Source organism: Ktedonobacteraceae bacterium (genome assembly GCA_035653615.1).
Lineage (GTDB): Bacteria > Chloroflexota > Ktedonobacteria > Ktedonobacterales > Ktedonobacteraceae > DASRBN01.
Window position 1 is genome coordinate 1 of the sequence record DASRBN010000035.1, and the last position, 24,225, is coordinate 24,225.

Annotated in this window: 19 protein-coding genes and 1 pseudogene; 7 read left to right on the plus strand and 13 right to left on the minus strand. The window is 58.1% G+C overall.

Annotated elements, in window-relative coordinates; all coding sequences use genetic code 11:
• Window positions 1–55 precede the first annotated feature (55 nt).
• The 8 genes from istB to VFA09_19740 form a co-directional block, all read right to left on the minus strand.
• A complete protein-coding gene (istB, locus tag VFA09_19705) occupies window positions 56–844 on the minus strand; it encodes an IS21-like element helper ATPase IstB (GenBank protein HZU69509.1) in 789 nt (262 codons plus the stop codon).
• A complete protein-coding gene (istA, locus tag VFA09_19710; GenBank protein ID HZU69510.1) occupies window positions 825–2,294 on the minus strand; it encodes an IS21 family transposase in 1,470 nt (489 codons plus the stop codon). Before istA ends, istB begins: the two co-directional genes overlap by 20 nt.
• Window positions 2,295–2,489: 195 nt before the next feature.
• A complete protein-coding gene (locus VFA09_19715) occupies window positions 2,490–2,861 on the minus strand; it encodes a hypothetical protein (GenBank protein ID HZU69511.1) in 372 nt (123 codons plus the stop codon).
• Between the two features lie 181 nt (window positions 2,862–3,042).
• Entirely contained in the window at window positions 3,043–3,405 is a 363-nt protein-coding gene (locus tag VFA09_19720; GenBank protein HZU69512.1) for an inorganic pyrophosphatase, read from the minus strand.
• Window positions 3,406–3,608: 203 nt separating this feature from the next.
• Entirely contained in the window at window positions 3,609–4,184 is a 576-nt protein-coding gene (locus VFA09_19725; GenBank protein ID HZU69513.1) for a GNAT family N-acetyltransferase, read from the minus strand.
• Window positions 4,185–4,457: 273 nt separating this feature from the next.
• A complete protein-coding gene (locus VFA09_19730) occupies window positions 4,458–4,802 on the minus strand; it encodes an SdpI family protein (GenBank protein ID HZU69514.1) in 345 nt (114 codons plus the stop codon).
• Window positions 4,803–4,845: 43 nt separating this feature from the next.
• Window positions 4,846–7,509, minus strand: coding sequence for a PEP/pyruvate-binding domain-containing protein (locus VFA09_19735; GenBank protein ID HZU69515.1), 2,664 nt, complete (start codon window positions 7,507–7,509; stop codon window positions 4,846–4,848).
• A gap of 255 nt (window positions 7,510–7,764) precedes the next feature.
• The gene (locus tag VFA09_19740; protein HZU69516.1) at window positions 7,765–8,145 is read right to left on the minus strand and encodes an NAD-dependent epimerase/dehydratase family protein; all 381 of its coding nucleotides are present in this window, start codon (window positions 8,143–8,145) and stop codon (window positions 7,765–7,767) included.
• A 193-nt stretch (window positions 8,146–8,338) separates the two neighbouring features.
• Here VFA09_19740 and VFA09_19745 point away from each other — a divergent pair, with 193 nt between their 5' ends.
• Window positions 8,339–11,038: a tetratricopeptide repeat protein gene (locus VFA09_19745; GenBank protein HZU69517.1), complete on the plus strand. Its 2,700-nt coding sequence runs from the start codon at window positions 8,339–8,341 to the stop codon at window positions 11,036–11,038.
• Between the two features lie 240 nt (window positions 11,039–11,278).
• Complete coding sequence (locus VFA09_19750; GenBank protein ID HZU69518.1) at window positions 11,279–11,818, plus strand: hypothetical protein; 540 nt, start codon at window positions 11,279–11,281, stop codon at window positions 11,816–11,818.
• 64 nt (window positions 11,819–11,882) lie between these two features.
• Here the strand turns inward: VFA09_19750 and VFA09_19755 are convergent, their stop codons facing one another.
• A complete protein-coding gene (locus VFA09_19755) occupies window positions 11,883–12,917 on the minus strand; it encodes a methyltransferase (GenBank protein ID HZU69519.1) in 1,035 nt (344 codons plus the stop codon).
• Window positions 12,918–12,992: 75 nt separating this feature from the next.
• Complete coding sequence (locus VFA09_19760; GenBank protein HZU69520.1) at window positions 12,993–13,181, minus strand: hypothetical protein; 189 nt, start codon at window positions 13,179–13,181, stop codon at window positions 12,993–12,995.
• A gap of 167 nt (window positions 13,182–13,348) precedes the next feature.
• On the opposite strand from VFA09_19760, the gene VFA09_19765 reads away from it, so the two are divergent.
• From VFA09_19765 to add, 5 genes and pseudogenes are all read left to right on the plus strand, one after another.
• A complete protein-coding gene (locus VFA09_19765; protein ID HZU69521.1) occupies window positions 13,349–15,991 on the plus strand; it encodes a tetratricopeptide repeat protein in 2,643 nt (880 codons plus the stop codon).
• Between the two features lie 259 nt (window positions 15,992–16,250).
• Window positions 16,251–17,465 carry a cytochrome P450 gene (locus VFA09_19770; GenBank protein ID HZU69522.1) on the plus strand — a complete coding sequence of 405 codons (1,215 nt, stop codon included), beginning with the start codon at window positions 16,251–16,253 and terminating at the stop codon, window positions 17,463–17,465.
• A 28-nt stretch (window positions 17,466–17,493) separates the two neighbouring features.
• The gene (locus VFA09_19775; protein HZU69523.1) at window positions 17,494–18,288 is read left to right on the plus strand and encodes an SDR family oxidoreductase; all 795 of its coding nucleotides are present in this window, start codon (window positions 17,494–17,496) and stop codon (window positions 18,286–18,288) included.
• A gap of 35 nt (window positions 18,289–18,323) precedes the next feature.
• Entirely contained in the window at window positions 18,324–19,118 is a 795-nt protein-coding gene (locus VFA09_19780) for a class I SAM-dependent methyltransferase (protein HZU69524.1), read from the plus strand.
• A 12-nt stretch (window positions 19,119–19,130) separates the two neighbouring features.
• Window positions 19,131–20,201, plus strand: a pseudogene (add, locus tag VFA09_19785) (adenosine deaminase).
• Here add and VFA09_19790 read toward each other — a convergent pair.
• The 3 genes from VFA09_19790 to VFA09_19800 form a co-directional block, all read right to left on the minus strand.
• The gene (locus VFA09_19790; protein HZU69525.1) at window positions 20,169–20,675 is read right to left on the minus strand and encodes a hypothetical protein; all 507 of its coding nucleotides are present in this window, start codon (window positions 20,673–20,675) and stop codon (window positions 20,169–20,171) included. The pseudogene add and the gene VFA09_19790 sit on opposite strands and share 33 nt — an antisense overlap.
• Before the next feature lie 540 nt (window positions 20,676–21,215).
• On the minus strand, window positions 21,216–22,766 hold the full coding sequence (locus VFA09_19795) for a DHA2 family efflux MFS transporter permease subunit (protein ID HZU69526.1): 1,551 nt from the start codon (window positions 22,764–22,766) through the stop codon (window positions 21,216–21,218).
• Between the two features lie 49 nt (window positions 22,767–22,815).
• Window positions 22,816–24,216 carry an AMP-binding protein gene (locus VFA09_19800; protein HZU69527.1) on the minus strand — a complete coding sequence of 467 codons (1,401 nt, stop codon included), beginning with the start codon at window positions 24,214–24,216 and terminating at the stop codon, window positions 22,816–22,818.
• Window positions 24,217–24,225: the final 9 nt, after the last annotated feature.

The following is a 24,225-nucleotide window of genomic DNA, read 5'->3' on the forward strand; positions in this document are numbered from 1 at the left end:
TGTTAAATGTCAATAAGAAATTCGGGTGAGCGCGTATTACTGCTGCCGCTGGTGCTTACTCCGCCAGTTCACCTCCTTCTCCTTGCAGCCGAAGCTGTGCCGTTCTGGCTCGGTAGCTCTCCAACTCCATCATGTCGAGAATGACGCAGTGGTGGATCACGCGATCCAGAGCGGCCATCGTGGTCAACGGATCCTTGAAAATGCGCTGCCAGTCCGAAAAGACGAGGTTGGTCGTGATTCCCACTGATCGGCGTTCATAGCGTTCGGCCAGAAAAGTAAACAGGATTTCCATCTCCTCCCGATCCTGTGGTACATAGCCAATGTCGTCGAGGAAGACACAGGCGAAGCGATCCAATTTGGCCAACTCCTGGGGCAAACGCAGGTCACGCTTGGCGGCGAGCAGCCGTTGGAGGAGTGTTGAGGTGGCTGTCCACAAGACCGAGTGGCCCTGATGAGCCAATTCATAGGCGACCGCACAGAGGGCATGACTTTTGCCAACCCCAGGCTTGCCGATGGCAACGATATTGGTCGACTCCTTGAGGAACGCTCCGCTTTTGAGACGTTCGAGTTGCAAGCGTAACGCTGCCGGGAAGCCATCCAGTGAGAGCGTGCGGAAGGTCTTCTCTGGAGGCAGACCAGCCTCTCGCAAGAGTCTCTGCACGCGCCGCTGCTCCCGCCTCTCACGCTGCAGTTTGACCAGTTCGTAGCGATAGGCTTCGTGCGAGATCCCCTCTTTGGCGGCGCGGAGAGCCAGGTCCGCAAAACTGTGCGCGAAGGCATCCAGATGCAGCGCTTCTAGTTGACGCCGCAGGTCGTCATGACGATTAGCCGCTGAGACTGGCATGATTCCTCCTCGCCGAGGGCACCAAACGATCATACGGGCTCAAGTCCAGAGCTGGTCGCTCCACCTCTGGTGGGGTGCCAGCGTTGCCCAGGCCCAACACGTCTCGCACCGCCTCCACCGTTGGCGGACTCTTGGCTTCCAGCAAGAGCGAGAGCGCCGTTTCCACCTCGCTCTCCGAGTGTCCGGCAGCCAGGTGGAAGAGCCGCACATATTCGCGATCCGCTCGCCGGGGCAGCAAGCTTTGCAGTCGATCATACGTCTTGCGGAAGATGGTGGTGGGGAAGAGTTCCTCCCGATAGCGATAGGCCGCAAAGGCGGCGGGCTTTTTCACCAGCGACCAAATGACATGACGATACTCGATGCGCTTTTGCTGTTTGCCGATCAAGCGAGGAAAGCGAAAAGCCAGCTGCGTGCCGACATAGCCCTCGATGTGTTCAGCACGCACGCGCACGCTGATGCGCGTTCCAATCAAGCGAGAAGGCACCGAATAGGTATTACCGAGTACCGTGATCGTCGAGAAGCGCGAGACGCGCACCCTCATCTCGCGGCAAGGCGAAAGAGGGGCCTGTGGCAGCGGAGCGAGGGCGGCCAGGTCTTCTTTGAAACGAGGCTTGCGAGTCTGGTTGCGTTGTTTGACCAGCTCAGCAACAAAGCGTTCATAGCCGGCGCGATCGCCAAAATCGCGGCTGCCCCGCACACGCAAAGCTTGATCGAGCGCCTCTTTGAAGCGGTGATGAGCCTGCTCCACATCTCCATTTTCATGCGCCACGCCAACATTGTGGGTGGTGGCTTCCATCCCGTAGTGTGCCATCAGGGCTTGATAGCGCGCGGTCCACTCCTCGCGCTGCTCTTTGGGCAGCTGATGAACCGCGGCGGTCAGATGATCGGTGCGATGCTGCTTGGGAACCCCGCCGAGTTGCCACAGCGCCTGTTCGATGCCTTCGGCCAACGCCTCAAAGCTCTCGCTGAAGCACAGACGCACCGCTTCCATGTTGGAGTAGGTGAGGACAAAGTGGTACATCAGATGCGGGAAGGGTTCGCCCGCGATGGTGACCCCCAAGTCCTCCATATGGGTAAAATCGGACTGGGCGCGCTCGCCGGGCGTATGGACTTGTTCAAAGATCACCTCGCGCTCTGGACCCTGCAGGGCACGCCAGGCGGCGATCTGTCGCTGGAGAGTGCGCACCTGAGTCGGACGGTAGCGATCGGGATGGCGCTGACACAGAAGCGCGAACAAAGTGGTTCCCTGTAAGGCTGGGTCGCGCTCCAGGTGCTCGACCACCCAGGGCCAATCCTCCTCAAAGGGGTTAGGTCTGGTACGCCAGGTGCGCGGGCGTTTCAATTCAGATGGCAGCTTGCCAGCCCGCTCGTACTTGTGAGCGGTTCGCTCGCTCATGTCGGCCTTGGCCGCTGCCTGGGCTTGGGTGAGTCCTTTGCGTCGGTATTGCATAAACAACTTAACCTCAGTATCCTTCTTCATGACACTCATCTCCTTGTGAAGGTTTGATGAGGGTCATAGTAGAGCCTCCTGCGGGCTTTTGTCCAGGGAGGCTCTTCCTCCTCTTCAGCAGGGGACAAGTCGCGACGATGCTCATCCCCTGTGTTCTCTCAACCGGCAGTTGTCATGCGCGTCACTGCTCACTTCTCATTGTCGCTCAACATACACAGATACCACGAGCGCCGCGATGAGTACAGCCATCACCACAGAGATTGCCATTCCAACGAGAAACCCTCTGAAATGCCTCGCATAGTTTTTATAGCCTGCCATCCCCTCGGTGCCAGGAATCACCACAAACGCCGGGGTGATGGTACAGACAATCAACCAATCTAGGATCAACCAGTCCACGAGATTAAACAGGAAGCCGACGCCGAAAGCACTGAGGAAGACGCCAGCAAAGCCTTGATGGGCAGCTTTTGCGGAGAGCGCAGCTAGCACGAGCAAAGCAATCAACAGGAGGAGAAACACTGCTGCCCAATAGGAACTCAGCCGTTTTTCCGTTAGGGTCTTCGGCGGCACTGCGTCTCGAACATCCTTCGGATAGTCTTGGAGCAACAGACGGGGATTGTGCCATAAATAAGATGGCCAGGATGAGTGCCGAGAGCACAAGTGAACCAGGCACACCGTAGATGAGAATCGTAGCGAGTATCGTCATACCTCCTCCTTATCAATACCAATGCAAGGTAGGAATCAACGGCATCTATCGGGAAGCGCGCTGAATCAGCAGAGCTGATTGGCTGCCACTCCAGGAGGACTGGTCATGGAGAGCGAGAATCGCCTGGCGTTCTTCTGGAGTACAATCGAACAGCAGTTTGATTTCAGCGTCACGTTTCTGTCCATCCACCGTGATGAGCAGTGCGGTCACCTGCCTGGTGGACTGGCTGCCCATCCACACATCAATCCCCGATCCGTCACCCGACATGGTTCCCTGCAGATATCCATAGTCCAGGGGATAGAGGAACCCTGGATAGCGAGGATGTGCTGTCCCACGAGGACGGTCAATCACGATTTCGCTCCTTGAGACAAGCGTATCAAGTGCCTCCCAGAAATGCGGTGTCGGCATAGTGAATAATCCTTCCAGGAAAACAACACAAGGTCTATCATCGTCACCTACTCGAAAAGTTACCCGCTCTGTCCGATCCTGCTCTCATCAGTCCAACTGTTGAATGAAGATACTCTCCTTATGCATCTGCATGAGATATTACTTCAGAAGAGATGAACCACCCTCCTGAGAAAAGTATACTTGTTATAGTGGGTGTTTTCGCACTAGTTCGGTTGATCGCCCGCTGGCGTCCAGCCGAGCGCCAAAACGATGTGCTCCGTATCCAAATCGGGACGTCGTATCAGCCCGACTCGCTCGGCAGTCCGTAGAGAGGCAATATTCCCGGCCCTCGTGCGGGCAATCACGGGCCACCGAGGGAGATAGGCACGCACGAGGCTGACTGCCATCCGTGCCATTTCGCTGGCATACCCCTGGCCCCATGCACTCGGGGTAAACCGATAGTACAGGTTGAAGACATCGCGCTCACGCCAGACCCGATGTTCAACTCCCCCAAAGCCGATGACGTGCTCCTCCAGCGGAAGCATAACGGCCCAATACCCGAAGCCATAGACTTCCCAGTGATGCAGGCAACTTCGCAACATTTCTTCACTGGTTGCCAGATCGGGATGGGGGCCAGAGGGATTGTACAGGTTGGTGGCTGGATCTCCATGCACAGCAAACATGGCCGGGCCGTCTCCGATCTGGAGACGGCGCAGAATCAGCCGTTGAGTTGCCACGTGATTGAAGATGCGCTCCAGAGCGGCAGGATCGGGAAGCGCTTCTTCCCCAGGCGATGCCATAGTATCTCCTCCAAGAGCCTCATCACCTGTGGATATTTTGCTCACCAGCCAGGCAGTGAAGCGCCGGTATCTCGGAATGCTCTTCTGGGTAAGCACCCCTTCTGCTTTCCGTTCATCATGCCACTAAGTATACTGGAAAGGGGCGTAAGATACTTATCATCCGTTTAACATCGAGTTGCTTCTTCCCCAGATGATTGGTGAGTAGCGCTGGCTGTTCTCGCAAGCGAGAGAAGGTGAGTAATTCATCAGCATCTTCCATAGAAACGGCCTTGGTCACTTCCGGCTTCGAGTGTACTGATACGTCTCCCAGACTGGGATCAGCACGATGAGTGGTGGAACAATCGCCATCATCATGATCAGAACCAGATTATCCTGCAAGGGGAGAAAGAAGGTCCCGATGCCCATTCCCACGATCAGCATTGACCAGTAGATCAGCCGTTTCGCCCCGTACGTATTGATCTGCTGCCATTTGGCCTCTGACTCACAGGACTGGCGAAAGCGAAATCCATAGCAGGGATTTCTGGGAACGGAGCCTCTCAAGAGTGGAATGCTGATAACGATGCAGAGCAGCCCAGTTCCGATATCGAGCACTCCCAGGATCGTGTTGATTAGAGGCATCACCTCTCCTTTCCGTAGAGGAGGGTTCACACTACAAGAAGAATCAGCCTACCTGGCCACGCACATCCTCCAGCACGACGCAGCCCCGGTCGCCATCCACCAGCACAAGCTGACCATCTCCCACGGTTCCCAGCAAGTCGGGGATGTTGACCACCGCCGGGAGGCCAAACTCACGGGCCACAATCGCGCCGTGCGAGAGGTAGCCGCCGGTCTCCATCACCACCGCGCAAGCACGCAGGAACAGCGGCGTCCAGCCCGGGTCGGTGGATGGTGCGACCAGGACTTCACCGGCTTGCAGGCGCTGCCCCTCGCTGGGGTGATGGATGATTCGCGCCCGCCCCGTTGCCTGACCAGGGGAAACCGCCACGCCGTGCAATTCCCGTGCATTCTTACTTGCCTGCCTCCCTGCCCGATGTGCCGTGCGCATCCCTTCTTTTTCAGCAGCAGAGGGCAACTCAGCAGGTCGTCCCTGGTCATCACAGATGAAGAGATCTGGGGGCGCCTCGGCCAGCCACCTGTTGCGCTGCGCCTTGCGATCTGCCACCAGTGCTCGTGCTCCCTGGCCATCCCACTGCTCCTGTAAGAACGCCACCAGGTCGGACCAGGTCAGGAAGAACACATCCGCACACTCATCCAGTACCTCTGCCTCAACCATGCGTCGTCCGATCTCCAGCACGATCTTGCGCAGCGGTTCGAGCAGCGCCACCATCGTTGACTTGCCGGCTTCGCGCTGGGCAGCGGCACGGCGTGCTCGCGCAGCCAACCAGGACACCAGTGGGCGCAGCCAGAGCGGCAGGTGTGCTACCTCTGCCTGGGCCGCCTGGCGTTTCTGCTGGGCCACAGCAACAGGTGCTTCAAGCGAGTGCTGAGCCAGGAGTGCCCGGACAGCATCGAGCAAGTACGTTGGGTCCTCATTCCAGCGCGGGTTGGCCAACTCGGTCTCGTAGACACCCCGGTGCCCAAATTCGTTCAAAAAAGCGGCGAACGCCTGGCGAAATGGTGACTGCTCAGGAAGGTCGCGCCAGCCCTGAGGGTTAAGCGGCGCCGCCGCTAGATAGGTGCGAGCAGCCGGATCATGCGCCGCCGCAGCCGCCACGCCATAGAGACGGTAGCCCTGCTCGGCACTGACCACCTCGCGGCTGCCTGCCATCAAGCCAGCGGCCAACGCCTGGCCCTGACCGGATCGCTCACGCTCAAGCAGCCGGGCGAGGATCTGTTCCCAGATGCCACTCATATTGGCAAGCTGGAAGCGCGCACCAAAGGCCTGGCCCTGCTCAAGGAGCTGCCGCAGGAGCGCGAAGAGGTCGGCATGGGTGAGGTCGGTCAGCGGCAGGCACGCACACTTGCGGGCTTCCGCACGCACCCGTGCGATCTCACCGGGAAGCGTCCAGCCATTGCGTATACTGGCTCGCAGCAAGCGGAGTTGGGCACGTCTGCGACGCAATCCTGTCCACCCGCGGAGGGGATGCTGCGGCGGGACGGGAATCTCCGGCTGGTGACCGCCCAGGCTCTGGTTGAACTCGTGTGGCAGCAGCCCAAAGGCGTCGTAGGAGACCCACTGCATGGTGGTCAAATCGAAGTAGGCCCGCCCGCTGAAGCGGCGGATGAGTTCCATACCCTCGGGCAGCCCATACCCGATCGTGCGATACGGCGCATAGAGAATGGCATCGACGGTTAACTGGACGATGCTCCAACTGAGCGGCGTCTGCACGCCGGTCACGGCGTCTTTCAGGTTGGCGTTCGACCAGATCGTGGGTAGTGCAGCTACGGCGGGAAGGGTCACACGCGGGAGGTGCGTGACCGGACGGGCCTGCACCAGCCAGAACTGTTCGCCATCAAAGGCCCACTCGACGTCCTGCTGCTCCTGCCCATCACCTAAGGCCCACAGCACCCGATGTACCAGGGAGGCCAGGGCAGCCGCCTGCGCATTGGAGAGCACCTGCTCTTGCCTCTGCTCACGCTCGATTCGGTGTGGTTCACCATCGGCACGCTGCACGACCGTGATCGCTTCTGGAGAGACCATGCCACTTACGACATTCTCACCCCACCCGGAGGCGGCATTGATGATCACGCGGTCGCGCTGGCCGATTCGCGGGTCGCACGAGAAGGCCACGCCGGCAGCCAGAGGCGGCGATTGCTCTGGCCCCGTCACCATAGCACAGATCACCACGGCGCAGGCGACGTCGTCATCAGCCATCCCCTGGTGGCGGCGGTAGGCCAAAGCGCGCGGTATCCAGAGGGAAGCATAGCAGCCCTTGATGGCCCGCACGACCTCATCGAGATCCTTGATGCTGAGGAAGCTTTTGTGGATACCGGCAAATGAAGTGGTAGCACTATCCTCCGCTGTCGCACTCGAACGGACGGCAACCGGTGTATCGGCGAGTCCCGCATCGGTAAGAAACGTTCGTATTGCACGTTCTATGTCCGTTGGGAGCGCGGTCGCTAGAATGTTCGTCCGCAGAGTGTCCAGGATGCCGGCGATCTCGCTCTCGACACCATCCTCGGTCTGAACATGCGCCAGGTCAGCACATAAGGCATGCAGCTTCGGCTTGGCCATGAATTCTTTATAGACATCTGCGACGAGGATGCTACCCTTGGGCACTGCAAACCCATAGCGGTGCAGCCGCCCCAGGTTCCATCCCTTGCCTCCAACGGCTCGAGGGCCCATGGATGCGGCATCGTCATACGAGACAATGTATTGACTCATGAGAGCCTCTCTCCTCCTTTTCATGGTTAGGAAATGCTGTTAGTAAGTATAGGCGAAAAGAAGTGCAAGGAACTTATCAAGCGCTTAACATGTTGTTATAGGCATAGGGGCCTACTGATATCTCTGGTACACGGCGGCAAACCTTTTTCGGACAACGTTCGCCTTACAGGAAGCCCTCTATGGCATCGAAGATGGCGATCATGAGGCTTTTGAAGATGGCATTGCCTACTATCGGTAAGACGAGACTAGCATGTTTCATCTGTTTGACATCTCTTGCTCCTGGTTAGGAAGGACGGATGCATTGGACAAGAATGATGCTCGCAAGGACGCCATCCCCTCCTCGCGTGATATGTGCCCCTCGTACCCTAACTCGCGTCGCGCTTTGGCATCGTTCACGGTGACTTCCTCACCCATCAACTGGATGGCTAAGCGCGTGAGTGGCGGACTGCCAGGCAGGCAGAAGGCCTTGTTTTCCAGATCACTGAGAACTGGGATGGCGCCAGCGTCCTGCACGGTATTTACGGCCTTTTCAGACCGTGCCAGCGCCCGTACTTCGGTGCCAGAAGCGTGCAGTGCTGCAATCAGGTGCCGGCCAACAAAACCAGAGCCGCCGGTGACAAATGCGCGTGTCAACATAGAGTTCCTCCTTTCAAGCTCACCTTGTCCTTTTCAGGAAGCGGAAAGACCAGTTCAATGGGAATACCATCGTGGTACGATGTAGTATACTGAGGGAGAAAGAAAACGATTTAACATCCAGTTGCTATGTGGTTGCTATTCTCCAACAACAGCAGAGAGGTCTGAAAAGGTTCTGTGTGACGAGGTGGCATCGATGAACAAAAAGCAGCAGGCGCTCTCCTCTTCCCAGCGCGTCAAGACAGAGCGCATTCCCAATAACCGCTTGAAAGCGCAGCGGCTCAAGAAGAACTGGACGCAGGTCTACGTCGCGACCATGATTGGCACCAGCGATGTGGAGGTCTCCCGCTGGGAGACGGGCGCAACGGAACCGAGCCTCTACTTTCGCGAGAAGCTGTGTGAGCTGTTTGGCACGACGCCAGAAGCACTGGAGTTCGTTGCTGATGGTGCCGCACAGCAAGAGGAGCGCCTGTTACGGGTTCCTTCCACACTGCCGTATCCCCTCACCTCGTTGATTGGCAGAGAGCAGGAAGTTGCCGAAGCATGTACCTTGCTCCGGCGGCCAACGACCCGCTTGCTCACGCTCACCGGAACTGGCGGCGTGGGCAAGACTCGTTTGGCTCTCGCGGTCGCCCACGAGGTGCAGCAGGGCTTCGCCGATGGGGTCTGCTTTGTCTCGCTGGCCTCCTTGCACGATACGGCTTTTGTCCTTCCCACCATTGCACGGGCGCTTGGCTTGCAAGAGAGCGGAACGAGACCACCCCTCGAGCAGGTGAAAGTGGCTCTCTATGGGCAACACCTGCTGCTCGTACTTGACAACTTCGAGCAGGTGGTGGATGCAGCACCACTCCTGGTAGACCTGCTGGCTGGCTGTCCTCGTTTGAAACTGCTGGTGACGAGCCGAGAGAGGCTGCGCGTGCGAGGCGAACGCGAGTATGTCGTCCAACCGCTCGCCCTGCCCGCTTCTACAGGACTTCTTGAGCGGGAGGCGCTTGTCCGTTATGGAGCAGTGGCCTTGTTTGTCGAGCGGGCACGAGAGATGATTCCCGACGGTGCATTTTCCGCCGGTGATCTTCCCCTCATCGTCGAGATTTGCCGGCGTGTCGATGGCTTGCCGCTTGCCATTGAACTGGCTGCGGCCCGACTGAAAGTGTTCCCCTTGCAGACCCTCCTGGAGCGGCTGGAGCATCGCCTGGCCGTTTTGACCGGCGGACCACGCGATCTGCCTGCCCGGCAGCAGACTATGCGCAACACCATTGCCTGGAGCTATGAGTTACTTCCTGAAGAAGAACAGCACCTCTTTCGACGCCTTTCGGTCTTCGTGGGTGGTTGTACGCTCGAAGCCGTGGAAGCACTTGTGGCACTGCTGGATGGCCGCACACCCACACCTGTGCTGGATGGGATCACCTCGCTGCTCGACAAACATTTGCTCCTTCAGGAGAGGCAAGACGGGCAAGCACCACGCCTGCACCTGCTGGAGACGCTTCGGGAGTATGGTCTGGAGCGCCTCACCGCTTGCGGGGAGCTGGAACAGACCCGCCACGTCCATGTTCAGTATTATGTGCACCTGGCGGAAGAAGCCGAACCGCACTTGCTCGGAGCAGAACAGCAGCGCTGGTTCCACCGGCTGGAGCAGGAGTATGACAACCTGCGCGCCGCTCTCCACTGGTCGGTGGAGCAAGGAGAGGCAGGACACTCTCTGGAGCCGGCGTTGCGCCTGGCAGGCGTGCTTGAGCGCTTCTGGGAGGTCTATGGTTCTCTGAGCGAAGGACGAGTCTGGCTCGAGCGAGTGCTGGCAAACAGCGCAGGGATGAGGACCTCAGTACGGGCTAAAGTCCTCAATAATGCCGGGTGGTTGGCTCACTGGCAAGGCGACCTTGAGCGGGCCCAGCAACTGTGTCAGGAGAGCCTGAGACTGTATCGCGCGCTAGGGGATACGTGCGGCATAGCCTGGTCGCTGTACCGCTCAGGGTTAGTGGCCTACCGGAAGAACGACTACCCGCTGGCCCGCTCCCTGGTTGAAGAGAGCCTCGCGGTCTTTAGAAAGCTAGGCAACCAGGAAGACCTGGCCTACCCACTCCTGGGCCTGGGAATCGTGGCGGTTGGACAGCGCAAGATCGAAGAGGCGCGTCCGCTGCTGGAGGAGAGCCTCACGCTCTTCAGAAAAAGCGGCCACAAGGAAGGGATGGCGTTCGCCTTGCTTTACCTCGGTTATGCCCTCTTCGTACAAAAAGAGGTGACGCCAGCCTCTTCCGCAGCAGAAGAGAGCCTGGCGCTCTTCAGCGAACTGCATCACAAGGAGGGAAGCGCCCAGGCACTTCATCTCCTGAGTCAGGCGTTGCTCTACCAGGGGGAATATTCCAGAGCGCGTTCCCTACTCGAAGAGGCGCTAGGACTCTTCAGGGAGATAGAGGACAAGCACGGCATAGCGACATCGCTGCTGCGTCTAGCTCAGATCTACGCTGTTTCTCAGGGCGACCTCACAACTTCAGGCTTGCTGATAGAGGAGAGCCTGACGCTGGCCCGGGAATTGAACGATCAGGGCCTGCTTGCCTCCTGTCTGGAGGAAGTAGCGAACCTGACTGCGATACAAGGCGTAGGAGAAATCGAGGGAACGATCCTCCAGGTCGCGCCCTCACCCGGGATATCCGGTGAAGCTCTCCTGCGGGCTGTGCAACTATGGGGAGCAGCGGAAGCGCTGCGCGCAGCAATTGGGGGACCGCTTCCGTCCAGTGAGCTTGCTGATCACGAGCATAGAGTCACCGCCGTCCGTGCCCAGCTCGGAGAGCAGGCTTTTGCCCAGGCCTGGGAAGAAGGAAGAAGGATGACCCCGGAACAGGCCCTTGTCGCATGTGGAAACATTCCGCAAGCTTCGCGAGGATTTCTCACTTCGTGAACACACACGTCCTCCTCATCATACCACCATCTCGAATTACCTCTTTAACCAGTCCACAAGAAAGAATCCTCTTATTAAACAGACGATAAGCTCGCGCTGATGTCTCGCTCACAACCCGCAAGCGAGAAACAGCTTGTTAATGAGGTGATAAGTCTCTGCTAAGTTCATACGTGCGTTTTGCCGTATCCTACGCATGTCAAATGACGAGAAAACTGAGTCTATGCAAAGAAGAGGGAGATCATGACCTACTATCGTGTCGCACGGAAAAGCAATCAATCACCTGCCTGGCGCTGGCTCTCAACTCAATTGACCTCGCTTGAGGCCCTGTTCCGCTTCCTCAGAATCTATTCCGTGGTTCCGCAGGACCAGCTCCGTGTGTTCTCCTCCCCCTCGCTTGAGGATCTCAACGAACAACTCGCACGCGAAAACAACGGAGATGGCTCTGCCTCCGTCACGGCTGCTCAATTCCTGCATGAGAGGGGAATCCGTTCGACGAGCACGACACAGGCAGCGTCAGCAAGTAGCACACAAGAACACTCCGGCAGGAGCGGCATTGCCATCGCCTCCGTATCAGCTCAGTTGACCCAGGACAACGCGGAAAGACACGCGCCGGATGCAGGGAACGGAAACATCCTGGAGAGAAGACGGCGAGCAATAGAATGGGGAGCCGGAGGCGATCATGATCGGCCCTATGCCTTCGCCCTTCCTGGCTCCTGGCCGCAGGTTTCTGCCTGGATACGGCTGCTTGTCAGGGTTCACACGGGTGAGCTACAACCCTAGCCCGACTTCGCTTCTGGCGTCCTTCCTCTGAGGACATCGTACCAATGTCTCAGGCTCTGGAGCCTCATTGTGAAGTCTCTTGAGTTGGCAGCACAGGAATGACCTCAAGAACGCTACGGCGCTCTTGGGTCGGGACCATCCAGGAAAGTTGCAGGTCAGCCTGGGCGAGCAGCGCACGAAATTGCTCCGCTGTCCGTTCACGTCCACCCGTGACGACGAGCATGAACAGATCTTCCCTCGCCTCCCGCTCTGTCGGCCCACGTTCCTGAAGCACAAACTCCACCAGGACCAACCTGCTCGTGTCCGACATGGCTCGGCGGCAGCTTTTCAGGAGGCGTACAGCCTGCTCATCGTCCCAGTCGTGAAGAATCAGCGAAAGCAGATAGAGGTCAGTTCCTCCTGGTAATTCATCACGCAAGAAATCTCCGCTCACGATCTCACACCGTGCTGCCACGCCTCCTTGCTGCAGGGACTCCATCGCCTGTTCACAGGCAGCCGGTAGATCAAAGAGCGTTGCCTGCAGGTGTGCATACCGCTGTAACAGCAGCGAGAGAAACATGCCATTGCCGCCGCCAATATCCACGACATGGTGGTAGGGGGCAAAATCGTAGACGGCCATGACTGCTTCGGCATCCCTGCGCATGCGTCTGCTCATATGCATGTTGAAATGCGCACATGTCTCGGGATGGTCATGCAAATAGGCAAAAAAGCTCTGCCTGAAGGCGGCTTCGCACCCTGATTTGCCCGTCTTGACGCAAAAGAGCAGTTCCGCGAATGCCCGGTAATACACCTCACCTGAGATGATCACATAAGAGCGGATCGAGTCAGGATGATCGGTGCGTAAGACCTCATGACTGGCAGCTAACTGGTAGGTATGATTTTCTCGGCGCTCAAACACGCCGAGGAGAACGAGCGAAGCCATCACTCTTCTCAAAGCATCGGGATTCACATCTACGCATGCCGCGAGTTCCTCTACCGTGCGAGGAACGTTGCAGGCCAGATCAGCAAGACCCAATCTGGCCGCCACGTACGCCAGTTGAGATTCGACAAAGCGGCTAGCGAGTGTATCAAGCGAGACGAACGATGATGGTTCAGACATAACCGATCTCCTTCCCCTCTCGGTCAGAGGAAAGTCTGCGATACCCGCGTGGCAGATCTCAAGTTGCCAACAAATTTACCATGCCGAATGATGGAGAATTGTATGCTCTCTTCCTTTTGAACGAGAGTCGCCAGATGTCGGCAGGAGGATGCTGTGGTTGCCCACACCGTCCACAGAAACGGGTCTCCCCTGCATCGTCAGAACAGGAGGTGCGACGTGGGGCGCTACACCTGGAGCAAGGGTTGATTGTTCAGTATGTGGCATACACTCCTCCTTTTTGTCACAGATGATCGGTGGCTTGAGGAACTGACCACGCGATGTAGTATACTGAGGAAGAAAGTCAATGATTTAACATGCGCTTGCCATGGGGTTGCTATCTTTCTACATGTCGGAAGTGATTTCAAAAGGTTCCGTATAACGAGGCTGCATCGATGAACAAACAGCAGCAAGCCGTCTTCTCTTCCCAACAGGTCAAGACAAAGCGCTCTCCGAATGAGCGTCTGAAAGCACATCGGCTCAAGAAGAACTGGACCCAGGTCTATGTCGCGACCATGATCGGCACCAGCGATGTGGAGGTCTCCCGCTGGGAGAACGGCACTTCGATTCCCAGCCTCTACTTTCGGGAGCAGTTGTGCGAGCTGTTTGGCACCACACCGGAAGCGCTGGGCTTCGTCACGGATGCCGCCGCCCCATTACAGGAGCGCCTGGGAGGAACTTCCTCCACTCTGCCGGTTCCCCTCACCTCGCTGATTGGTAGAGAACAGGAAGTCGCCGAAGTCTGTACGCTGCTGCGGCGCCCACAGACCCGCTTGCTCACGCTCACCGGTGCTGGTGGCGTGGGGAAGACCCGTTTGGCGCTCGAAGTCGCCCATGAAATGCAGCAGGACTTCGCCGATGGCGCTTGCTTTGTCGAGCTTTCTCCCTTGCGGGAGGCCGGATTGGTCTTCCATACCATTGCCCATGCACTCCACCTCGAACACAAGGGGCTGGAACCGCTCAAGCACCTGCGAACGTTTCTCCGAGACAAGCACCTCCTGCTGGTCCTGGACAACTTCGAGCAGGTGGCAGCCGCCGCACCATCCCTGGTGGACCTGCTGGCGGCCTGCCCGCATCTGAAACTGTTGGTCACGAGCCGCGAGATGCTGCATGTGCGCGGCGAAAGCACCTTTCCCGTCCAGCCGCTGACCCTGCCCGATCCGCAGCACCTCGCAGACCCGTCGCTGGTCGCAGGCTCTGGAGCAGTGGCCCTGTTTCTTGAACGAGCGCATGAGATCATCCCCGACCTTGTGCTGACGTCCGAAACGGCGCCGCTGATGGCCGAGATCTGTCGTCGCCTCGATGGGCTGCCCCTGGCGATTGAGTTAGCGGCCGCACGGCTCAAGCTGTTGCCCCTGCCCGCACTGCTGGACTATCTGGAACACCGGCTCTCGCTCTTAACCGGAGGGCCGCGCGATCTGCCTGCCCGGCAGCAGACCTTACGCAACACCTTGCAGTGGAGCTACGACCTGCTTTCTGAAGCCGAGCAGCGCCTCTTTCGACGGCTCTCGGTGTTCGTTGGCGGCTGTACCTTGGAGGCAGTGGAAGCCCTGTATGACCTGCTTGAGGGGACCCATGCCGCCGTGTTGGATGGGATCATCTCGCTGCTGGACAAGCACTTGCTGTGCCGGGCAGCGCAGCGCGGTGAAGCGCAGGAGACGGGGCGCCTGCTGATGTTAGAGACCATCCGTGAATATGGCCTGGAATGCCTCTCCGCTTGTGGGGGGAGAGAAGCGACCCGCAAAGCCCATGCGGCATATTACCTGCGCCTGGCGGAGGAGGCCGAAATCCACCTCTTTGGAGTGGTGCAAGTCCGCTGGTCCGAGCGCCTGGAACGAGAGCAGGACAATCTGCGCGCCGCGCTCGGCTGGTCGTTGGAGCAAGGGGATGCAGTCAGGAGGGAGACGGCTCTGCGCTTGACGGGAGCCCTGGCGCATTTCTCGTTCATGCGCTGGTCCGTCAGTGAAGGACGCTCCTGGCTGGATCGAGCGCTGGCCAACAGCGAGGGAGTTTCACCTGCTGTGCGAGCCAAAGCGCTCGTCAATGCCGGATGGCTGGCGTATTTGCAGGGCGAGAGTGAGCGCGCAGAGTACCTGTGTTGGGAGAGTCTGGCCCTCCAACGCGAGGTGAGCGATACCCGAGGCATGGCCTGGTCGCTCTATCATCTGGGAGTGATCGCCTACAGAAAGGGCGAGGAGACACGGGCCCGCGCGCTCCTGGAAGAGTGCCGTACCTGCGCCCAGGAGAGCGGCGACAGCAGGAGCCTGGCCTACATCCTCTTGTTTCTGGGAATAGCTGCCATCGAACGAGGTGAGTATGCTGCAGCCCACTCGTCTTTGGAGGAGAGCCTGGCGCTGCTCCGCGCAGCGAACAACAACGAGGATATCGTCTGGCCGTGCTTCCACCTGGCCCGTGCGCTCTTCGCCCTGGGTGAGCAGAGGCGCGCCCAGGCGCTCGTTGAGGAAGGCCTGGCGTTCAGCCGAGAGACGCACTACCAGTTCGGGAGAGCCGCCGGGCTGTACCTGCTGGGGCGCTTTGCCTTCGACCAGGGCAAGTTGGTAGAAGCCCGGTCATCCCTCGAAGAGAGCCTGGCGTTCTACCGAGCCTTCAAAGAGCAGCATCGCGCTGCCCAGGTGCTCTCCTCCCTGGCCAGGGTTGCTCTTGCCCAGGGTGACGAGACGAGGGCCTGTGCGTTGTGTGAGGAAAGCGTGGCGTTGTTCCGGCAGGTGGATGATACCGAGGGCATGATGTACTGCCTGCAAGGATTTGGCGGTACGGCCGCCAGGCAAGGCAACCCAATTTGGGCAGCACGGCTCTGGGGAGCAGCAGATGCATTGCGTTCCGTCAACAGCCCACCCGCTCCACTCCTCTTGCCGTTTGAGCGCACCCAGGCTGAGCGTGCCGACTACGAGGTCATGGTGAAAGCCGTCCGCGTTGAACTGGGGGAGGGCGCCTTCAATCACGCTTTTGCCGAGGGGCAAGCCATGACCCCGGAGCAAGCCATACAGAGTCAAGACCACCCCCTTTCTTCCAGGTAACCTCGATGTGCGAGAGCACCTTTTATTAGAAGGAACGCTATTTCAGATCGGCACCATCATGGCATCACGCCCGGTCAATGGATGCAGGGGATCATCGCGTGGGCAAATCATAACTGGATGTTAAGTCGGTGATAAGTCCAGAGCCTTTCCTCAGACTATACTCGCTCACGAGAGTGAGCTTGAAGCACCTCTCAATTGAAGAACAGGATGTCTACCTGAAGCGCAGGAACAGCTTCTCGAGAAGAAAGGCAGATGAGCTATGGATTCTGATAGCACTTCCATTGGAAATCCCTTTACCGCTACCACCGATCCAGCGCGGTTGTATGACTCTTATCACCGTTTGCGTGAGCAAGACCCCGTCTTTTGGAGCGAACAAACGCACTGCTGGTTTACGTTCTCGTACCCGGAAACGTCTGTGGTCTTGAGCCAGCCACGCTTTGATAAACGGGCCTACCTGACCAGAATGCAACAGAATTTCGGCCCCTCGGTCGCCGACATGCTCACGCACATGCCCTTTTTCATGGAACCACCCGCACACACCCGTACACGCGCACTGCTGGCCTCGGCCTTTACGGAGCAGGCCGTTGGGCAACTGCGCCCACACATTCAGGCTCTTGTGGATACCCTTCTCCAACCCGTCATGGAACAGAGGAGCATGGATATGGTCACCGATCTCGCCAACCCCCTGCCGTTGATGGTGATCAGCCAGATTCTGGGTGTGCCGGAAAGCGACTATCCCGTGTTTGCGGAGCGCTGTCGGACCTTATCTGAGGCGACCGATCCCTTCGCGAAGCCAGAGGTCCACCAGGCCGGAGCGAGGGTTCTGGAAACCTTCCGGGCCTACTTTCTGGAGCTTGTAGCAGTTCGGAGACGCCTTCCAGGAACTGCCCTCCTCGACGCGATCATCCAGGCACATGATGAACAACACGGCCAGTTGAGCGATGAAGAGATCGTGGCGATCTGTATCAATATCATTTTCGCAGGTTCCGGAACCACCACCACCTTGCTTGGGAATCTGATGGGTTCGCTCTTGAGCCATCCTGAACAGTGGTCACGGCTCCTGCACAATCATACGCTGGTGAGACCTGCCATCGAGGAAACTGCCCGCTATGAAACCCCGGTTCAGTTCTTCGGCAGGGGAGTTGCTGAGGATATCACGCTCCGGGAGAAATATCTGCGCAAAGGCCAGCTCGTGTTTGCGGCTCTTGGGGCGGCCAATCGCGATCCAGAGGTCTATTCTGATCCCGACCGTTTTGACATCACCCGCTTTACCGATACATCCACCAGACCGCACCTGGCCTTCGGGAGAGGCTTCCGCTATTGCCTGGGGGCGCAGCTTGCACGACTGGAAGCAGAAGTGGTGCTTGAAACCTGCTTGTCGCGCTTCCCGACCTTGCAGATGGTGGACGCATTGCCCCGCTGGCAACCGGCCCCAGTGGAACGCAAACTCGAAACGTTACTGGTCACGTGGTAGATGAGCACCTTTTTGGAGGGAAAAGAGCATGAATCTGGGCTTACACGGAAAAGTGGCGCTGGTGACAGCCGCCAGCAAAGGGCTTGGTCGCGCATGCGCTCTGACACTCGCGGCTGAGGGTGCGCAGGTCATGATCGCCGCTCGTCATCAAGAGGCACTGCTCCTCACCGCACGCGAAATCGGGGAGAGGACAGGGAGGAGGGTGTACACCTATCCTACTGATCTGAGCAAGCGGGAGGATATAGGGGCTCTGGTGACGAAAACATTGGAGGCTTTTGGCGGCATTGACATCCTCGTTCACAATACGGGCGGTCCACCTGTCGGAACGTTTGCAGATGTTTCTGATGAGCAGTGGCAAGCGGCGTTTGAAACTGAACTGCTCAGCGCCGTCCGTCTCATCCGCCTGACCTTGCCCACTATGCGGCAGCGAGGTGGTGGGCGCATCATCCACATCGTCAGTACATCGGTCAGGCAACCAAGCGAGGGTCTCGTTCTGGCCAATGCCATTCGTCCTGGGGTGGTGGGGCTGGCAAAGACTCTCGCGCTTGACCTTGCCCCGGAGCACATTACCGTGAACACGGTCTGCCCTGGACGGGTCCTCACCGATCGCCTGCGCTACGGAGGAGGTGTGCGAGCCAGAATGGCGCAGGGGATGTCGGAAGAACAAGCCTTGCAAGAGATGGTCCAGGCGATCCCGATGGGACGAGCTGGCCGCCCCGAAGAGGTCGGAGCGCTCGTCGCCTTTCTCGCCTCTGAGCAGGCGGCCTATATCACGGGCACGACGATGGTGATCGATGGAGGATTCGTGCGGAGTATCTGGTAGGGTGTGCTTCGAGCAAGAAGAGGAGTTTGGCAGAGATGATTCACAAACCAGAATCGTGGGCGTCAAAATACGCGGAGCCATTTCAGGACAAGAGCGTCGTAGAGGCCTATCGCCATCGCCCGCCCTATCCGCCTGAGGTCTTCGAGATCCTGGCAGGACTCCTCACCGCTCTGCCTCCGTCTTCCCGTCGCGTTCTCGATGTTGGCTGCGGTACCGGCAACATCGCACGCCATCTTGTAGACCACGTCGAGCAGGTGGACGCGGTTGACTGCTCATGGTTAATGATCGAGCAGGGCAAAGCTCTTCCCAATGGCGACCATCCCCGCTTACGCTGGCTGTATGGGCGCGTTGAGGATGTTGTGCTCGATCCTCCCTATGCGCTGGTAACGGCGGGCGAGAGCCTGCACTGGATGGAGTGGAGCATCGTGCTGCCGCGTTTTCACGAGGTATTGCTCCCAGCAGGGTACCTGGCAATTCTGGATCACGTCATGATACCCGAACCCTGGTCGCTCCTGGGCGAGATCCTGACACGATATCGCACCAATAGCTCTGCTGGGCCCTACAACATGCTCGCAGCGTTGGAGAAGCAGGGCTTATTCCAGAAAGTGGGTGAGAAGACGACCGAGCCAATCTCGTTTGTGCAATCAGTCGAGGACTTCATCGAGTCGTATCATTCGCGCAGTGGCTTCTCCCGGGAGCGCATGGGACCCGTGCAGGCCGAGGCCTTTGACCAGGAGGCGAGAAGCATCCTGCAAGAGGTGTATGGCGAGGGTGTCATCGCTTTTCAGGTGGCGGGAAGAATCGCCTGGGGTTATCCAGGAACTGGATGAAGAAAGAACAAGATGTCGTTGGAGGAATATGTGCAGGCCGCTCCCAAGGCCGAGTTGCACGTCCACCTGGAGGGAGCTATTCAACCGGCAACTGCCCTCGAGCTTGCACAACGCAACAAGGTACCGCTGCCCATTGAAACAGAAGGGGAACTGCGACACCTGTTCGCCTATCGCGACTTTGACCACCTCATTGAAATCTTTCTGATGGTCACACGCTGCCTGAAAACGCGCGAGGACTACGAGCAGATCGTCTACGAACTCGGGGCAAGGATGGCAGAGCAACATATCCGCTATGCTGAGGTGACGGTGACACCAAGCACGCATCATCTGCTTGGCGTGCCGCACGACGTCTACTTCTCCGGCATGCACCGCGGGAGGGCGCGTGTGCAAGATGACTTCCATGTCGAGATCAATTGGATCTTCAACATTGTGCGCCAGTGGAATGATTCCACGCACACGTGGCCCATGGCAGATTAGACCGGCGTGGCGATTGAGGGAAAGGATGACGGCGTGGTGGCGCTCGGACTGGCGGGAGCAGAAGCAGGGGCGCCTCCCGAACCTTTCGCACTCTACTTCGAACGGGCACGCAGCGCCGGATTACATAGCGTCCCGCACGCAGGTGAATTCGCCGGACCAGAGAGCATCTGGGGAGCGCTCACTGCGCTTGGCGCTGAGCGGATTGCACATGGAGTCCGTGCCATAGAAGACCCGACGCTCGTGAACTATCTCGCGCAACATCATATCCCCTTGGACATCACGCCAACCAGCAACCTCCTCCTTGGGATCTATCCTACCTATGTGGCTCATCCGCTGCCACGATTACATGCTGCGGGTATCCCCATCACCGTCAGCACAGATGACCCGGCGCTCTTCCAGACGACGCTCAATGAGGAAGTCACGCGCTTAGCGACCGACTTTGACCTGGATGTTGCTGCTATCAACGACATTCTCTTGAATGGGATCAGATACAGCTTTCTTCCAGCACAACGTCGTCAGGAATTGGAGGCAGCATTCCAGTCAGAACGAGCAATCCTGAAGACAAAGCACTCCTCAGGAGACGGCAGTAATTTGCTCAATATCTAGGTGATCAACTTCTCGGTCAAGCATCGCTTTGTAGGCAAGCAGTTCGTCCTTTGGCATGATCGCGACCTCTACGCCGTAGAGGCGGATGAGGGTAGACGTGGTGAAATCGATCGGCTGATCTTCCCAGCGACCATCCCGATGGTTATAGAAGCGCGGATGGGTGGTGGACTCAGCGACTTCGATGTGCACTCCCTGGTAGTTGAGCGCCAGATAGAGGATATCCCACGAAACGCTCCGGTAGGGCGCCCATTCGCGGATGAGATAGGGGTGGATTTCATCCATCACTGCCTGGAAATGTGGGCTATCCTGCAATGAGGCATATATATCGATATCAACCAGCGGGCGTGTCGCTCCATACGCTTTGGCCGCCAACCCTCCACAAATCTGATAGGGAATCGTGTAGCGGTTGAGCAGGGAGACAATCCAGCCCAGAGCTTGGCCAATTTTCTGGGGATCGTTGGTCACTTCAAGCATGGCATACTTCCTTCGTTTTGCTCCATAGTGTACCTTGTGCGATGCTAGCTGCGTTTCTCCTTTGATCGGAAAGCGAGAGGTTGCTTTACTCCTGTCTCTATAACGAGTATACTTGAAAGCGAGAAAAGACACGTATCAAGCAATTAACATTTACACTTTCCTCAGTGGCCCTGATGGTCCATGTACTCACCTCAGCGAGGAGGAAAGCAATGTTTTACTGCTTCCAAATGATCATCTCCACAAGCAACGTATGCCGATCGGTACCGGAGCCTGGCAAGAAGCGCTAGGCCGCTTTCAACCCCGCTCCACAGAGGGCAATAATCACAAGCTCATTTGAGGCCGAGTTCAAAACATTCTGATTTTCTTCGCTGATCGGTTTCGAACTGGACATCTTTTATCTCTCATTGTAGAGGACAACGCTTCTGCTTTACTCCTTCTCGCTCTGTTTCCCCCTGACTTGCCGCAAAAACGAGCGCTTCCCGGAAGCTCTGCTCCACACACGCGGCACCGAATGATTCCCATTCCTACCAAACTTACAGGCTAACTCCTACTTGCTTGAGATGCCTGCGTCTCCTGTGGCATTTGTCTACATACGAAGCGAGGATGGCATGCCGCATACGTGACGCATGCCGAAAACAGGCCTACGCTCGCAAAGACGGCCGCGCACACCCATGCTGCCCCGGATGCATCAACGGCCTGAAGTATGAAGGAATGACCTCTCATGGCTCCAGAGACCTGGAGGTGCCCAGTAAAGACGCTGACCAGGATGGCGACTCCGAGGACGAACCCGATCTGCCGGAACGTGTTGAAGACCCCGCTGCCTACCCCTAGCCGTGCGCGGGGTATATCGGAAAGCGCGATGATGGGCTGGCTGAGGAACACCAGGCCCATCCCGGTCCCCAGTAGCAGGCCACGCCACGCAATATCCAGATAGGCTGCATGAGGATTCAGCAGGCACAGCAGACCAAAGCTTACTGCGACCAGCAGCAGACCCGCGATTCCCATCACGTGCGGATTGATCCGCCTGCTTAATCTCCCAGTGAGCACGGCAACGGCGAAAGCACCAAACGCCATGGGCAAGAGCGCGTAGGCTGTCTGCATCTGGGTATAGCCCTGCGCATTCGTGAAGGAGAGCACTGCAATCAGATACGCTCCCTGAATGGCAATGCCAAAGAGGAACATCGTGCTATTCGCACCACTAAAGCTGCGGACCGCGAAGAGGCGGAAGTCGATCATCGGCTCGGGCTTTTTCAACTCAATCGTGATGAAGAGCAGAAAGCTAACCACTGCCCCAGCAAAGAGCGACACGATAGGTATACTTGTCCAACCCCAGGTATTGCCTTCGATGACGGCCAGCACCAGGCAGAACAGCGCGGCTGAGAGCGTGAGGATCCCAGCGACATCCACGCGCTGACCGGCGTGTGGATCGCGTGTCTCGGGCACAAAGCGAGCGATCATCAGCAGCCCCACCAAGCAGAGGGGCAGGTTGACCAGGAAGATCCAGGGCCAGCCGACTGTTTGCACCAGGAACCCACCCAACACCGGGCCTACTGCATTCGCCAGGGTCGCACACGCTCCCCAGAAACCAACGGCTGCTCCGCGCTTCTCAGGCGGGCAGATCGCTAGAATAATGGCCAGACTCACCGGAGCCAGTGCCGCAGCGCCGCTCGCCTGTACTGCACGGAACCCGATTAGCCAGCCAATCGCCGGCAAGCCGCTGAACTGCCCAAATGGCTGTGCCAGGGCGCAGCCGAGAGAAGCCAGGCTGAACAGGCTCATTCCCAGCATGAGGAGGCGTTTGCGTCCATACTGGTCGGTCAACCGCCCTCCCGTGACGAGCAGCACCGCAAACACCAGATTGTACGCATTCAAGACCCAACTGACCGCAGCCAAATTCGTCTTGAGATTGGTTTGAATGGCAGGGATAGCGATATTGACAATCGTCAAGTCCAGTGTGCCCATGAAGTATCCGATGATCACCGCGGCGAGCGCCAACCACAATCTCACTGGTTTCCCGCGTATTGTCAGAACAGGGGGTGCTACTTGTGGCGATCCACCTGAAGGAAGGGCTGGTTGTTCAGTTTGTGGCATACACTTCACCTCTTTGTTATGGATGATTGGCTCTTTGAGGAACTGACTATCATCTTTCCCTCTTCTTTTCGCACAAAACTCCAGGCTGGTACTTTGACGCATGGGCGATATGTGAGACAATCAACGGCGCCTTGCCACTCGCGTTCCTGGGAATGGCTGCCACATGCTGAATATGGATAGGTGGTACCATCGCTCCTTGCTCAGCCAGTGCCTGCCGCAGTGCCTCAAGCAGGGGTTCCTCCTTCCATCCCGCAGGTGCTCCGCTCAGGAGTACCTGCAACCGGTCACGCTCCTGCACGATCTGCCACCCACTGACCGGCAGCGTATCCATCACCCGGTGAAACACATGGGGAATTACTGCCACCTGCCCACCTGTATGCGCCGGGAAATGCAGCACCTCCGGCGCGCGCCCCTCAATGTCCTCAAGCAGGGCGAAAGGCCGCCCGCACAGGCAGTGTGTTCGTGAGGAAACGCTGATCCGATCACTCACCTCATAGCGAATAAGCGGCTGCGTGCGGCTGAAAAGGACGGTGAGCAGCACTTTGTTTCCATATACTCCTACCGGGACTGGACGGTTGTGTGCATCCACCACTTCTACAATGACCAGGTCCTCGAACAAATGCAGGCCGCGATGGTACTGACACTCCATTGCCATGATGCCTCCTTCCGTGGTGGCGTACATATTGAAGAGGCGTGTGCGCCAGGTCTGCTCAAGGCGTCGTCTCGTGTCTTCCGTCAGCGTTTCGGACACACTGACGAGGAGCCTGGGGGCGATGTGCAGCCGCCCCTGGTTCTGCTCATCTGCCAGCACGCGCATCATCGAAGGATAGCCTGCCATCAGGTCTGGCTGCCACTCGTTGAGTTGGCGCACCAGCACCTCCACGGGGTCGCTCGCTGACAGGTGGAGTCTCGGCAGCACTTGCCCATTTACTGCGATGGGAAGCTGCGACGACATATGCTCGGGAGCGGTCGAGCCAATGACAGCGACTTTGCTTCCTGGTGTTACCCCGGCCCAGGTGGGGAAACGTGAGAGGCCGACCGAGACAACGGCGCCTTCCGCCGGCCCGCGCAGAAACACGCCGGGCTGTCCCGTGCTGCCGGAAGTGACCATCACCCGGTAGCGGTTGAGAAAGCGCTCCTGTCCACCTGGATGTGCCAGATAATCCTGGATGTCTTGTAGGTGAAGCGCGCGGTCAGTGACGATGTCGTCGAAGTGTTCCATCAGCATCACCTTCGTCAGTACAGGCAGTTCCTGCAAGGGACGATCGGTCAGTCCCCGGTGGAAGCGCTGGTAAAAAGGGGAGTGCGCGTAGGCATACTCGCGGCAGGCCCGGACAGCACGCGCCTGATACTCCTGCAATTGCTGGCGCGTCCACTGCTCATGCTGCAGGTAGGGATCGGGATCGTTGGCTTGCCATGAACTCAGAGGCGGAAAAGCGTTGGTTGACATGGGTAGTTC